Below are 13,331 nucleotides of genomic sequence, written 5' to 3'. Positions count from 1 at the left end.
ACGGTGGTGGTGCTGTTTGCGGAAAATCGCAGCTTCAACAACCTGTTCGCCGACTTTCCGGGGCTGGAGCAGCCGCTGGCGGATCTTCCGCCCGAGCGCGCCATCCAGCGCGACCGCGATGGCACGCCGCTGAAGACCCTGCCGCCGATCTGGGACGGCATGGTGCCCGAGGCGCAGGTGGTCAATCACCGCAGCTACCAGATCGGCGAGGAGGCGATCGTCGGCCTGCCCAACGCGCCGTTCGCACTGAAGACGCCCGAAGGCGCGCCGTTGCCGCACGGCCTGGTGACGCGCGATCTGGTCCATGAGTTCTATCGCAATCAGATGCAGATCAACGGCGGCAAGAACGATGGCTTCGTCGCCTGGGGCGACAGCGGCGCGCTGCTGATGGGCCACTACGCCGATTCGGCCGTGAACATGCGCCTGTGGCGCCTGGCCGAGCAGTACACGCTGTGCGACAACTTCTTCATGGGCGCCTTCGGCGGCTCGTTCCTCAACCACCAGTACCTGGTCGCCGCACAGCCGCCGTTCTATCCGGACGCGGACAAGAGCCCGGCGCGGCTGCACATCGCCAGGACGGCCGATGGCAAGCCGGATGGCAAGGCCCTGATCCCGGCCGACAACAGCCCCGCCAGTGCGATGGCCGGCGTAGCCAAGTTCACCTCGCGCCCCACGCTGACTCCGGACTTCTTCACGGTCAACACGATCGGTCCGCCCTACTCGCCGGGCTTCAGCGTGGACAAGACCAACCCGGCCCTGGCCGATCCCAGCAGCCCCAACACCTGTCCGCCGCAGACCCACGCACACATCGGCGACATGCTCAACGCGCGCGGGGTGGATTGGGCCTGGTACGGCGGCGCGTTCCAGGCCGCGCTGGACGGCGGCGGCGACAGCAACGACGGCAGCTTCCCCAGCCATCCCAACTTCCAGGCGCACCACCAGCCGTTCAACTATTTCGCCTCACTCGCGCCTGGTTCCGAGGCGCGCAAGCGCCACCTGCGCGACGGCGGCACCGGCGAGACCGCGGCGACCAACAAGTTCCTGGCCGATGCCGCGGCCGGCAAGCTGCCGGCGGTGAGCTACTACAAGCCGCAGGGCAACCTGAACATGCACGCCGGCTATTCGGACGTGGAGGCCGGGGACCGCCACCTGGCGGCGGTGGTCCATGCCCTGCAGAAGAGCCCGCAGTGGAAGCGGATGCTGGTGGTGATCACCGTCGACGAGAACGGCGGCTGGTGGGACCACGTAGCCCCACCCAAGGGCGATCGCTGGGGGCCGGGCACGCGTATCCCGGCCATCGTGATCTCGCCGTTCGCCAAGCGTGGGCACGTGGACCACACGATCTACGACACCGGCTCGATCGCACGCTTCCTGACCCGGCGTTTCGGGTTGGAGAAATTGCCTGGGCTGAAGTTACGCGAAGACGCCATGGTCGCCGCCGGCGGCCCGCCGCCGGGCGACCTGACCGGCGCCCTGGACTTCGACCAGGCCTGATCCGAAGGACGGGCGCCAGCCGCGCGTTCAATACAAAGGCTTGTCGAAGAGGTCGTAGCCGCGTTCGTTCGCGGCGTCGTGGAGGCGCTGGGCATCCTCGGGCAAGAGCAGGCGCTGGCGGACCAGCGCCTGGGAGGCGGCATCGACGCGCCGGATCCACGTTTCGACCGTGCCATACCGCTCCTCCAGCGAGGGGCGCGGATCGCCCGTGCGTTCGCGCTCGGCCCGGGTCCGGGCGAAGGGCAGGTAGCTGCCGTCCAGGCTGGAGAGCTCGCCTTCGGCAAAGCCTGGGCGGCGCGGGTTCCAGCCGGTGTGGGTGCCCAACGGCGCGGCCAGCAGCGGGTGGCGGATGCCGGCGATGTTGTTGCCGTCGGCGTCGTGGGCAGCCACCCAGGCCGGATACGCCGCGCCGACCGTGCGCACGGCCGGATCGGTGTCGTCCTTCACCCGCAGGACGTTGGTGACGCCGTGATAGGCGAATCCCGGAATGGCGGGAAACGCCGCGCGCGGGTCCAGCGGTGGCACGAGCGTGCCATCGGCCACGCTGGGATAGCGGCTGTCAGGCGGCGGCACGTCGTCCACCACCCAGGCCTGCAGGTCCGACAGCAGCGCGCGGATCAGGTCGCCGTTGTCCAGCGGGTTGGTCAGCTGCTGGGCCACCGGGTTGTGCGCGGGATGGTCCGAAGCCCCGTGCTGCGAGCCGCCGGTAAAGTACAGGCGCACATTCGGCGGCTGCGCGATGGGTTTGCCGTCGGCGGTGGTGCTGACCAGCGCCGCGCGCGCCTGGTAGATCTCGGTATCCGAGTCGATGTGGAAGAGCCGGGGCTGGTCGGCCGGGGCCATGGCGGCCATGATCCCGCCGCTTCGCCCACTGACCGGATCGGTGGTGGTCGCGTAGGTGAAGGGGAACTGGTCACCGCGGGCCAGGTGGGTCTCGTGCTGGCGCGAGAAGTCGCCCGCCTTGGAGAAGGCCGCGTTGGCCATGGACTTGCGCGAGCCGGCGATGATCGCCATGACCCCGTCGAACACCCGCTGCCCGCTTTCGCCGTGGTTGAAACCCTGCGCCAGCACATCGCGCAGGAAGCGCCCGCTCTGCGACACGCCCAGGCCGATCGCATGCTGCACGCCGATCTGACCGTGCGCATCCAGCAGCGGGTTGGGACTCCCCGCGTCATCGGCCGCACTGCGCCGCAGGAAATCGACCACATCGCGCGTGGCCGCCAGGCCGATGCCGGTGACCACCGGGTCGCGGGCCGGATAGATCAGCTCGTAGATGGCGCCGGCATCGAAGCCCTTGGGCCGATGGATGCGCAAGTGGGTCGCGTCGATCCATTCGAAGCCCAGGTCCTTCGGCGTCTGCTCCGCGTCGTCGACGCGCTCGCGCACAGTCAGGTGGGTGCGTGCTGGATCGAGATCGGCGGCCGGATAGGCCACCGTATAGACATCGCTGGTCGCGGTGTCGAAGACGATCTCCTCGCGCACGTCGGCAGTGACGCCCACGGCGGTGGGGAAGTGCCCGGCCAGCATGTGCGAGACGCTGCCATCGTCATGGCCGATGGCCCCGGACGGCACCCCGTCCTGCCAGCCGCTCCAGACCATCGTATAGCCCTGGCGCATCAGATAGCCGGTGCCGACGGACGAGGCCTGCGCCGGGTCGCCCGAGCCGCGGCCGTTGACCTGGCGGGTGAGCAGGAGCTGGCCGCCGCGGTTGGGCACGTCGTAGAGCAGCGTGCCGTTGCCACGCGCCAGGTCGACCGGGCGCACCAGCATCACGTCGGCACGGTAATGGACCAAGCCCTGCGCGTCGGTGGCCACCTTGTCCAGATTGACGATGCCGCGGTTGAGTGGCGAATGTGGGTCCAGCGTGCCTTCGACCTGCCCGGTCAGCAGCTGGTAGCGGCCCACGCCAGGGAAGTCGGTATTGCCGAACGCCTGCTTCGGCGGCCCATCCCAGTGCAGGCCCGTCACCCGGGCCTGCGCCGGTGGCGCCAGCATCAACACGGTCAATGCGATCCACTTTCCCCACCCGTGGCGGGCCATCGCGCCGCCCGATGCCATCTCCATGCCAGCCCTCGCTTCATGCCACCGGAAAGGCGGGCCATCGCAGCCACGCCAGAGCCGCACACCTTGCCTGCCGTAGGCGCGCAGGTCGAGTGCGCGCTTCAGCACCAAGATGGGCTGGACTCGGCCTAAAGCGCCGGAGCGTCGGCCGCGGAGGCGCGTAACGCCGCCAGGTCGGCATGCTGGCCAAAAATGCCCCAATTGGCTTCGGGCACCTCGTGGATCACCAGATAGACCGGGACACGCGCACCGATACGGGTATACCGACCGAAGATCTCGGTGACCCCCTGGATCATCTGATGCTTGGCGGCGGCGTCCAGGCCCCCCTGTATGGTGTAGATCTGCGCCGAGACCACGTGAGCCGTGGCCTGCGCCTCGCCCATGAAAACCGTCGAGACAGGATAGTCGTTGAAATACGTCCAGACCGTGCTTTTGACGAATGGCGAGGCGGGCAGCGCTTCGCACTGCAGACAGAAGACGGTCAATTCGGCCGCGACCTGCTGCTTGGCCTGGGCATCGAAGGTGCCCGCTGGACTATGGATGATGAGCTTGGGCATCTGCGGCCTTCTGGTCGGGGTTGACGCCGGACCCCCGCATTGAGCGGGGGATCCGGACACGCAAAAAAGTGCCGATGGCGTCAGATGACCTGGCCGCCGGAGACCTCGATCCGCTGGCCGGTGACCCAGCGGTTCTCCGGCCCAAGCAAGCTGGCGATCATGGGGCCGATATCGTCTGGCACACCGACCCGCCCCAGCGCGGTCATGCCGGCGAACTGTGCATTGAGGTCGGGCATGTCGCGCACCGCGCCACCGAGGAAGTCGGTTTCGATCGCGCCGGGTGCCACGGTATTGACGGTGATCCCGCGCCCGCCAAGCTCCCTGGCCAGATAGAGGGTCAGGATCTCGACCGCGCCCTTGGCCGCGGCATAGGCAGAAAAGCCCGGGAAGGAGACCCGGGTCAGCCCCGAGGAGAAATTCACGATGCGCCCGCCGTCGGCCAGGACCGGCAGCAGCGCCTGGGTCAGGAAGAACACGCCCTTGACGTGGGTATCGAACAGACCGTCGAACTGCGCCTCGGTGGTCTCGGCCACACCGGCCATTTCGCCGTGGCCCGCGTTGTTGATCAGATGGTCCAGCGAGGACCGGCCCCAGTGCGCGGCCAGGGTCTGGCGCACCGTGTCGGCGAACGTTGGCAGTGACCCGACCTCGGTGACATCCAGCGGCAGCGCCACGGCCTTGCGCCCCAGGCTCTGGATTTCCTGGGCCACGGCCTGGGCCTGCTCGGCGCCGCTGCGGTAGGTGAGGATGATGTCGCCGCCGTGGCGGGCGATGCTCAAGGCGGTGTTGCGGCCCAGGCCGCGGCTGGCGCCGGTGACGAGCGAGATGGTGTTCATGGGCGTTTCCCGATGTGGTGGTGTTGGGACGCACACTGTCGAACCCAGGCCCTGTGCCGTTTTGCCGGATTCCGGGCGATGTTTGCCTATTCGTGCAAACCTGGAACAGCCAGCGCCCGGTCCGCCACGCCTGCCGTGCTTCCGCCCGGCCCTATCGGCATCCATGCCCAGTCGCGTCCACGCACCTCTACGTAGGCAGGATGGGAATTCACGGGCGCTGATTCCGCGCCGTCATGGTGAGGCCACGCGCCGCGAGTCGCTGCAGCGCACAGATTGCTCGATGCTCCAGCCGAGCATTGCTGGACCGCCTGCCGCGCCCTAAGCTTGCCGGATGTCCCCGTCCCTGCTCGATCTGGCCCGACGCCACGCCGAGGCTTTCGTCGATCCCGACGGCGTCGCGCCGACGCCAATCCCGGGACTGACGGTCATCCGCCAGACCCAGCCCACCGCGTTGCAGTACGCGATCTCCAAGCCACTGGTGGCCCTGGTCCTGCAGGGCGAAAAGCGGGTCAGCTTGGGATGCCAGACCCTGGAGTTCGGCGCCGGCCAGTCGCTGCTGATCGCTGCCGACGTGCCCAACGCGAGCCAGGTCACCCGCGCCGACTTGCTGCGGCCCTATGTCTCCCTGGTGATCGACCTCGACCCGGCGATCATCGAGGGGCTGGTGGTGGAGATGGACGGGCCGTCACATCCTGCACCAGGTCCGCTGCGCGTAGATCCCACCGAGCAGGAGGTCGCCGGGACCGCGCTGCGCCTGCTCGGTCTGCTGGACCGTCCGGCCTCGCTGGCGCTACTGCAGGGCGCCCTGCTGCGCGAGCTGCACTACTGGCTACTGATGGGCCGCCACGGGCAGGCGATCCGTACGTTGGGCCTGGCCGATAGCCACGCGCGGCGCGTGGCCCGCGCGGTGAACATCATCCGCGCGGACTACGCACGCCCGCTCAGGATCGAGCACCTGGCCCAGGTCGCGGACATGAGCCCGTCGTCCTTCCATGCACACTTCCGCACCATCACCACGCTCACGCCACTGCAGTTTCAGAAGCAGGTGCGCCTGATCGAAGCCCGGCGGCTGATGCTGGCCGAAGGCGCGATGATCGCCCAGGCCGCCAACGCGGTCGGCTACGAGAGCATCCAGCAATTCACGCGCGAGTACGGCCGGATGTTCGGGTTGCCGCCTGCGCGCGACATGCGCCAGGCACGCAGCCGGTTACAGCCCGCGGCCTGAGGCGCGCGGGTGCTCCAGCGCGCGCTGGCCGTAGACCGGACCGTTGCCTGATGCGGTGATGCGCCTGGCCTGCGTGACGACCGCAAAGCCCAGGGAGCCTGGATTACCGACGCGACTCGGCTTGCTCATGGATCATGATCGCCCGCAGGAAGGCGACGATGCGCTCGCCCTGGCCCTGCTGCACCAGCTGCGCGGCGGTCATGCCGTCCAGCCCCTGGATCGGATCATGGTGGTACCAGTCCAGCACCATGGCCGGATCGCAGCCCAGCATCCGCGCCAGCGACACGATCCGCTCGTACAGGCGCGCGTGCCGCGCTTGCGCGATCGGATGGATCACGTGACGGACTCCGGCATGGGGATGCGCACCACGAAGCGCGCACCCGATGCGTCCGGATCCAGCGCGATGCACCAGCCGTGCGCCTCGCAGATCTCCTTGCAGATCGCCAGGCCAAGGCCCGCACCACCGGCATGGGCATCGGCGCCGCGCCAGAAGCGCTGGAACAGATGCGGGCGATCCTGGGGACGCACCCCATCGCCCTGGTCCTGCACGCTGATTTCGCCAGCGCCGACACTCAGCGTCACCACCGTGGCCGGGGGCGCATGGTGCAAGGCGTTTTCCAGCAGGTTCTTGAGCAGCACGAAGACCGCCCCGGCATCGGCCTGCAGCGTCGGATCCGGTCCTTGCTGGCGCAGGGCGATGTAGACCGCGCGCTGGTCCGCCAGGCGGGTCAGATACTCCACCACGTCGGCGGCGGCGGCATGGAGCGAGAGCGGCGCCAGCGTGTAGTTGTGCCCTTCGCTGACTTCGGCCAACTGCAGCAGCTGATGCACCTGACGCGCCATCAATCCGGTATCGCGCAGCAGCAGTTCCGGATTGGACACACCTCCCAGCTCGATTTCGGCCTGGAGCAGGGCCAGCGGCGTCTTGAGCTCGTGCGCGGCGCAGGCCAGGAATTCCTGCTGCACCCGGTAGCCGTTTTCCAGCCGGGCCAGCGCGGCGTTGAAGGCATCGATCAGCGGAATCAGCTCGGTGGGCAGGCCATCGGTCTGCAGTCGCGCGGACAGGTTGCGCGGGCCGATCCGCGCCGCGCTCTCCGAGGCGCGCCGCAACGGGCGCAGCATCCGGTTGATCATCGCGAACGCCACCACCAGGAAGAGCAGCAGGGTCAGAAACGCGGTGAACACCACGGCACGAAGGTAGCGCTTCCCGGTGTATTCCTTGAGCGTCAGCACCAGGCGGTCGCTGCGTGCCGCACGGATCACGTAGCGCCTGCCTTCCCGGATCACCTCGCGCTGGGCCACCTGCAGGTGCACCGCGCGGGTCTGACTGCGCACGGTCAGTTCCCGGGTATCGGCCGCCATGTGGCACAGCGCCTGCAGGGCCGGGCCTTGGACACTGCGGGCCAGCTCGCGGCCGGACACGTCGGTCACCGTGTAGGCCGAGTCCACCGGCATGGCGTCGTAGAGATCGGCGTCACTCTGAGCGAGAACCAGCGCGACCCGGCCATGCGCGATACGCAGGCTCTGCTCCAGGTCATCCAGCTCACCGATCAACTCCTCACGCAGCGTCTTCTCGCGCGCATGCGGCCAGACCCGGATGGCGATCAGCGCGGCGCCAACCGCCAGCGCGGACAGGGACGCGACCAGCGCCGCCAGCATCAGCCGTTGGCGCAGGCTAGTGCGGCGCATCGACACCGCGCAGGGCGAAGCCCTGGCCGCGCAGGTTGATCAGGTCCAGGCCGGTGCCGATGGCGACCAGCTTCCTGCGCAATCGGTGCAGGGCGACATCCAGCGCATTCGGCGTGACCGCCTCGCCGAGGCCCCAGGCGGCCGCTTCCAGTGCGCCGCGCCGCACGGTCTGGCCGCCGGCGTGGACCAGGCAGATCACGATCTGGAGCTCGGCCGGGGCCAGGGTGATGGTCTGGCTGCCGCAGCTCATGCAGCCCAGCTCGGGTTTCACGCACAGATCGAGGTAGTCCAGCTGGAGATCACGCAGCACCGGCGGGCGCCGCATCAGCGCGCGCACCCGCGCCACCAGTTCCTCCAGGGCGAAGGGCTTGGGCAGGTAGTCGTCGGCGCCGGCCTCCAGCCCATCCACGCGATCGCGCAGGGCATCGCGCGCGGTCAACATCAGGCACGGGACGCGGTTGTCTGCCGCGCGCAGGCGACGCACCAGCGCCAGTCCATCGCCGTCGGGCAGGCCGCGATCCACGACCGCCGCGGCATAGGCCCGCTCGACCAGCGGATGCCAGGCCGATTCCATGCTCGGAAAGGTATCCACCGCGATCCCGGCCGCCCCCAGCCCACGCTCGACCAGGCCGGCCAGGCGCGGATGGTCTTCCAGCAGGGCGATGCGGTTCATCGGGTCGGGACCGTGTGGCTCGGGATGGAAGTCAGGGTAGGACGCGGACGCGGGCTAAACAGCGCCGCGAGGCTCAAAAGGTTCGGCTGATGCCGATCATCAGGCCGGCCGAGCCATCGGTGTCCGGTTCGATCAACGGGCTGTCGGTGATCTCGCTGGGCAGGAACTTGTAATCGATCCTGCCGAACAGCTTCCACTTCGGGCTCAGCGGCCGGGCAATGCCCACGCTGACCTCGGGTACCAACGCCGAGCCGGGTTGATAACGCGGTGCGCCGCGGGCGATCTCCTGGTCCAGGGTGCCGTAGTAGTAGTCCACCAGGTCGCCGGACATCCAGCGCACCCCGACCCCCGGGACCACCGTGGTGCGGCCCCATCGCCAGGCATAGCCGTAGTCGACCGCCAACTCGTAGCCGCCGCTGGTATCGGTGACATCGGCCAGCGCGCGCAATTTGAACTCGCCGGCCGGGCCGCGCCATGTCGCGGCCAGTCCGGCGTCCAGCCCGTTGTCGCGATCGTCCAGCACGCGGGCGTCCACGCCGTTGGCGGCCAGTTCGCTGCGACCCAGGTCGCTGATATCGAACCCATCGAAGCGGCCGGCCACGATCGCATCCAGGTCGAAGCCCTCGCGGCGCAGCAGGTGCACGCCTCCGTACAGGCCGCTCCAGAACAGGCGCTCGCCGCTGTAGCTCACCACGGGAAAGGGCTGGGTGCGGTTGCCTTCGCCCGCGTAGGGGCTGTCGCTGATCGACACCCCCAGGCCCAGGGTCCAATGCGTGTCGGACGACTTGGAAACCAGTTCCGCGCTGTTGGAGGCGATCTGGGCCAGGGCGGTACAGGGCAGCAGCAACGGAAGCAGGACGGCATAGCGTCTGGACATGGCGGAGGTCGGTTTGGTGGAGGGCCCGCAGTCTTGTCGCCCCCCTCTTACCGGCGCCTTACGGCGTCCGTGCCGTTTGCCCCTGGGCCAGGGCGAGCAGGTGCTGCAGCGCGGGCGAGGCCTGTGCCTGCCCGGGCATGGACGCCAGTGCCAGACGCGCCATCGGGACCTGGCCTTCGATCTCCAGATAGCGCACGCCAGGCAGCTGCACCTGAGCGGTGGACTCGGGCACCACCGACACGCCCAGTTCGGCCGAGACCAGGTTGACGATGGAGGACATCTGCGGCGCTTCCTGGGTGATGGCCAGGCTGAAGCCGGCCTGGCGACAGGCGCTGAGGATTTCGTCGTACAGGCTGTTGCCGAAGCTGCGCGGAAACAGGATGAAGGGTTCGCCGACCAGCGCCGACAGCGGCGCACGGGCCCGGCTCGCCAGCGGATGCGCGGCCGGCACGGCGATCTTCATCGGCTCGTCCGGGAACTTCACCAGCTCCAGCTCGGACGGGGTGGAGACGCTGTAACGGATGAAAGCCGCTTCCAGGCGGCCGCTGGCCAAGGCCTCGAGCAGGCCGGCGGTGTTGGTTTCCTCCAGGGCCAGCTCGACCGCCGGGCGGGCGCGGCGGTAGTCACGGATCAGCGCCGGCACGATCGGGTTGAACGCCGCCGAGGCGGTGAACCCCAGGCGCAGGCGGCCACTTTCGCCACGGGCGGCGCGACGTGCCGATTCGGCCGCGCGGTCCACGTCGACCAGCACCCGGCGCACCTCGACCAGGAAGGCTTGGCCGGCGTCGGTCAGGCGCGCGCCTTGCGGGGTGCGCACGAACAGGGCCGTGCCCAGCTCCTTCTCCAGCGCCTGGATCTGCTGGCTCAGCGGCGGTTGGCCGATGCCCACGCGGGCGGCGGCGCGGGTGAAGTTTGCTTCCTCGGCCACGGCCAGGAAGTAGCGCAGGTGTCGCAGTTCCAATGTGGGGGTTCCGGTTGTGCGGCGCGGGCCCTAGGCCTGCCCGGGCGATGGCGCAATAGCCCGAAGTCGCTAAAGGCGTCCACGGCCGGCATGCGTACCTTACGAGGCTGCCATTGGTGGCCTGGGAGGGACGCATGATGCAGCAAGACCTTGGAATCGAACCGCGCGGCCGTGGCCGCATCCGTGCCGGCAAGCTGGCCCTGGCCCTATGCGGCGCATTGGCCGGCGTGACCGCGAACGCTGCCACCACCAAGCCGGGCGACGCGCCCGGGCTGGTGGATGTCTCCGGCGAAGCCGCGCCCAAGCCGGCGCCCTGCCCGTCCGACCTGCCCGACACGGTGACCTGCCTGTCCGGCCAGGACAGCGCGGGGGCGTACTACATGATCGCCAAGCCCCGCGACTGGAACGGCGTGCTGGTCATGCATGCCCATGGTGGCCCGACCCTGGGCGATCCCAAACTGGCACGCGCGCAGGCCGACCTGAAGCGCTGGGCGGTGTGGCCGCGCAATGGCTATGCGGTGGCGATGTCCAGCTATCACCAGGGGGGCGTGGAAGTGCACGCCGCCGCGCAGGACACCGAGCGACTGCGCAGGATCTTCCTGCGCGATGTCGGCAAGCCGCGCCTGACCATCCTGCACGGCCAGTCCTGGGGCGGGAACGTGGGCGCGATCGCCGCAGAGCTGTACGGCACCGAGCGCGACGGGGGCAAGCCTGCCTACGACGGCGTATTGCTGACCAGTGGCGTGTTGGCCGGCGGCACGCGCGCCTACGACTTCCGCATCGACCTGCGCGTGGTCTACCAGGCGCTGTGCCACAACCATCCACTGCCCAGCGAGCCGCAGTATCCGCTGTGGATGGGCCTGCCGCCGGACTCGACCCTGACCAAGGAGGCGTTGGCCAAGCGCGTGGACCAGTGCCTGGGCGTGGACCATCCGCGCGCCGAGCGCACCGCGGCCCAGCAGCAGCGCCTGGACACGGTGACCCGGGTCATCGGCATCCAGGAGGACAAGGTGGTCTCGCATCTCAACTGGGCGACCTGGCATTTCCAGGACATCGTCCAGCACCGCACCGATGGCAAGAACCCGTTCGGCAACATCGGCGTGCACTACACCGGCTCGCCCGACGACGCCAAGCTCAATGCCGAGGTGGCCCGCTACCGGCCCGATCCGCAGGCCGTGGCCAAACTGCGCGCCGATACCGACCCCACCGGCAAGATCACCCTGCCCGAGCTGACCATGCACGCAGCCAACGACCCGACGGCCTTCGTGGAGATGGAGCACACCTACCACGACATCGTCGCCAAGGCCGGGCGCAGCGAGCACCTGGTGCAGGTGTTCACCAGCGACCACGAGCACAGCTACCTCACCGACGCCGATTACCTGGCGGCGATGGGCGCATTGCTGGACTGGGTGGAGCACGGGCACAAGCCTACCCCGCAGTCGGTGGCCCAGCGCTGCCAGGCCGGCGCGCCCTACGATCCGCCCTCCGAGTGCACCTTCCTGCCGGACTACCACCCGGCGGCCCTGGAGACCCGTTCGCCCGCGCGGGGCGGGTGATCGCCGGCGGACGCCATATTTTTTGAGTATGGCGTCCGCCTGATCCATCTATTGGACCAGGGGTCTGGCCGGGGCAGATACTGCCCGCCCCTCCGTGGAAGCCCCACGTCATGCCCGGCCCTTCGGCTCCCACTTCCGCTCCCGCCTCGGTGGCGCCCGATAACACCGCCGCCCTGCCGATGGGTCGCATCCGCCTGGCGCTGTTCCTGGCCGGGTTTGCGACGTTCTCGCTGCTGTACTGCGTGCAGCCGCTGTTGCCCGAGTTCGCCCGCGACTTCCACGTCAGCGCCGCGGCCAGCTCGCTGCCGCTGTCGCTGGCCACCGGGGGGCTGGCCATCGCGATCTTCTGCGCGGGGGCGGTGTCGGAAAACCTGGGCCGGCGCGGCCTGATGTTCACCTCCATCGCGCTGGCCGCCGTGCTCAACGCGGTGGCGGCCTTCATCCCGCACTGGGGGTCGCTGGTGCTGGTGCGCGCGCTGTCCGGCGTGGCCCTGGGCGGGGTGCCGGCCGTGGCGATGGTCTACCTGGCCGAGGAACTGCCCGCGCACAAGCTGGGCGCGGCCACCGGGCTGTACGTGGGCGGCAACGCCTTCGGCGGGATGATGGGCCGGATCGGGATGAGCTTTCTGACCGACCACTTCGACTGGCGCACCGCGCTGGCGGTGATCAGCGGCCTGGACCTGCTGTGCGCGATCGGCTTCGTCCTGCTGCTGCCGCCGTCACGGCACTTCGTGCGCAAGGCCGGGGTCAACCTGCGCTACCACCTGCAGGCCTGGGGCGGGCACCTGCGCCATCCCCACCTGCCGTGGCTGTTCGCCATCCCGTTCCTGCTGATGGGCACCTTCGTCAGCGTCTACAACTACGCCGGCTTTCGCCTGGGGGGCCCGGAATTCGGCCTGAGCCAGAGCCAGATCGGACTGATCTTCTCGGCCTATGTGTTCGGCATCGTGTCCTCCTCGATCGCCGGGGCGGCCTCGGACCGCTTCGGGCGCGGGCCGGTGGTGCTGGCCGGGACGGTCTCGGCCATCGGCGGGGTGCTGCTGACGCTCTCGCACACCTTGCCGGTGGTCATCGTCGGCGTGGTGCTGCTGACCATCGGCTTCTTCATCGCCCACTCGGCCGCCAGCGCCTGGGTCGGCCGGCTGGGCCAGGCCAGCAAGAGCCACGCCGCATCGCTGTACCTGCTGGCCTACTACGTGGGTTCCAGCGTGGTCGGCTCGGTCAGCGGCTGGTTCTGGGAACACGGCGGCTGGGGCGCGCTGGTGGCCTTCTGCCTGGCACTGCAGGCGCTGGCCCTGGTCGCCGCGCAGGTGCTGCGCCGGGGCGCGGACGATTCCAGGCCCTACGGCCGCTTCGCCCCGCATCCTCCGCGCGGGGAGTGAGAGCCTGCCGGCCGCACGCG

At 69.3% G+C, this 13,331-nt stretch carries 12 protein-coding genes (1 of these 12 running past the window's edge); 4 read left to right on the top strand and 8 right to left on the bottom strand.

Annotation, left to right across the window (positions count from 1 at the left end):
* A protein-coding gene (gene acpA, locus ACORQU_RS08120) for an acid phosphatase (RefSeq protein WP_491644478.1) crosses the window boundary here: on the top strand, positions 1 to 1,494 show its 3' portion. It extends 198 nt beyond the left edge of the window; 1,494 of the gene's 1,692 nt are visible here — the last part of the coding sequence; the start codon falls outside the window, past its left edge; its stop codon occupies positions 1,492 to 1,494.
* A 27-nt stretch (positions 1,495 to 1,521) separates the two neighbouring features.
* Here the strand turns inward: acpA and ACORQU_RS08115 are convergent, their stop codons facing one another.
* From ACORQU_RS08115 to ACORQU_RS08105, 3 genes are all read right to left on the bottom strand, one after another.
* Entirely contained in the window at positions 1,522 to 3,558 is a 2,037-nt protein-coding gene (locus tag ACORQU_RS08115) for an alpha/beta hydrolase domain-containing protein (RefSeq protein ID WP_491644477.1), read from the bottom strand.
* 125 nt (positions 3,559 to 3,683) lie between these two features.
* Positions 3,684 to 4,112 (bottom strand): tautomerase family protein, encoded by a 429-nt coding sequence (locus ACORQU_RS08110; RefSeq protein ID WP_491644475.1) that lies wholly within the window; start codon positions 4,110 to 4,112, stop codon positions 3,684 to 3,686.
* A gap of 80 nt (positions 4,113 to 4,192) precedes the next feature.
* The gene (locus ACORQU_RS08105) at positions 4,193 to 4,948 is read right to left on the bottom strand and encodes an SDR family NAD(P)-dependent oxidoreductase (protein ID WP_491644474.1); all 756 of its coding nucleotides are present in this window, start codon (positions 4,946 to 4,948) and stop codon (positions 4,193 to 4,195) included.
* Between the two features lie 331 nt (positions 4,949 to 5,279).
* Here ACORQU_RS08105 and ACORQU_RS08100 point away from each other — a divergent pair, with 331 nt between their 5' ends.
* Positions 5,280 to 6,173, top strand: a complete 894-nt coding sequence (locus tag ACORQU_RS08100) for an AraC family transcriptional regulator (protein WP_491644472.1) — start codon at positions 5,280 to 5,282, stop codon at positions 6,171 to 6,173.
* Positions 6,174 to 6,276: 103 nt separating this feature from the next.
* On the opposite strand, the gene ACORQU_RS08095 is transcribed toward ACORQU_RS08100, so the two are convergent.
* From ACORQU_RS08095 to ACORQU_RS08075, 5 genes are all read right to left on the bottom strand, one after another.
* A complete protein-coding gene (locus tag ACORQU_RS08095; RefSeq protein ID WP_491644470.1) occupies positions 6,277 to 6,510 on the bottom strand; it encodes a hypothetical protein in 234 nt (77 codons plus the stop codon).
* Positions 6,507 to 7,862 carry an ATP-binding protein gene (locus ACORQU_RS08090; RefSeq protein WP_491644469.1) on the bottom strand — a complete coding sequence of 452 codons (1,356 nt, stop codon included), beginning with the start codon at positions 7,860 to 7,862 and terminating at the stop codon, positions 6,507 to 6,509. Before ACORQU_RS08090 ends, ACORQU_RS08095 begins: the two co-directional genes overlap by 4 nt.
* A complete protein-coding gene (locus ACORQU_RS08085; RefSeq protein WP_491644467.1) occupies positions 7,849 to 8,535 on the bottom strand; it encodes a response regulator transcription factor in 687 nt (228 codons plus the stop codon). Before ACORQU_RS08085 ends, ACORQU_RS08090 begins: the two co-directional genes overlap by 14 nt.
* Positions 8,536 to 8,608: 73 nt before the next feature.
* Positions 8,609 to 9,412, bottom strand: a complete 804-nt coding sequence (locus ACORQU_RS08080; RefSeq protein ID WP_491644465.1) for a MipA/OmpV family protein — start codon at positions 9,410 to 9,412, stop codon at positions 8,609 to 8,611.
* Positions 9,413 to 9,470: 58 nt separating this feature from the next.
* The gene (locus ACORQU_RS08075) at positions 9,471 to 10,373 is read right to left on the bottom strand and encodes a LysR family transcriptional regulator (RefSeq protein WP_491644463.1); all 903 of its coding nucleotides are present in this window, start codon (positions 10,371 to 10,373) and stop codon (positions 9,471 to 9,473) included.
* 134 nt (positions 10,374 to 10,507) lie between these two features.
* Here ACORQU_RS08075 and ACORQU_RS08070 point away from each other — a divergent pair, with 134 nt between their 5' ends.
* Positions 10,508 to 11,929, top strand: a complete 1,422-nt coding sequence (locus ACORQU_RS08070; RefSeq protein WP_491644461.1) for a hypothetical protein — start codon at positions 10,508 to 10,510, stop codon at positions 11,927 to 11,929.
* 179 nt (positions 11,930 to 12,108) lie between these two features.
* Complete coding sequence (locus ACORQU_RS08065; protein ID WP_491645010.1) at positions 12,109 to 13,311, top strand: MFS transporter; 1,203 nt, start codon at positions 12,109 to 12,111, stop codon at positions 13,309 to 13,311.
* Positions 13,312 to 13,331 lie beyond the last annotated feature (20 nt).

The sequence above is a fragment of the Pseudoxanthomonas sp. JC1303 genome (genome assembly GCF_058448525.1).
This window is presented reverse-complemented; position numbering and strand designations above follow the sequence as displayed.

Coding starts and splice junctions, on each gene's coding strand:
- ACORQU_RS08090 (WP_491644469.1), bottom strand. CDS start 7,862: ATGCGCCGCACTAGCCTGCGCCAACGGCTGATGCTGGCGGCGCTGGTC.
- ACORQU_RS08080 (WP_491644465.1), bottom strand. CDS start 9,412: ATGTCCAGACGCTATGCCGTCCTGCTTCCGTTGCTGCTGCCCTGTACC.
- ACORQU_RS08070 (WP_491644461.1), top strand. CDS start 10,508: ATGATGCAGCAAGACCTTGGAATCGAACCGCGCGGCCGTGGCCGCATC.
- ACORQU_RS08100 (WP_491644472.1), top strand. CDS start 5,280: ATGTCCCCGTCCCTGCTCGATCTGGCCCGACGCCACGCCGAGGCTTTC.
- ACORQU_RS08085 (WP_491644467.1), bottom strand. CDS start 8,535: ATGAACCGCATCGCCCTGCTGGAAGACCATCCGCGCCTGGCCGGCCTG.
- ACORQU_RS08065 (WP_491645010.1), top strand. CDS start 12,109: ATGGGTCGCATCCGCCTGGCGCTGTTCCTGGCCGGGTTTGCGACGTTC.
- ACORQU_RS08110 (WP_491644475.1), bottom strand. CDS start 4,112: ATGCCCAAGCTCATCATCCATAGTCCAGCGGGCACCTTCGATGCCCAG.
- ACORQU_RS08105 (WP_491644474.1), bottom strand. CDS start 4,948: ATGAACACCATCTCGCTCGTCACCGGCGCCAGCCGCGGCCTGGGCCGC.
- ACORQU_RS08115 (WP_491644477.1), bottom strand. CDS start 3,558: ATGGAGATGGCATCGGGCGGCGCGATGGCCCGCCACGGGTGGGGAAAG.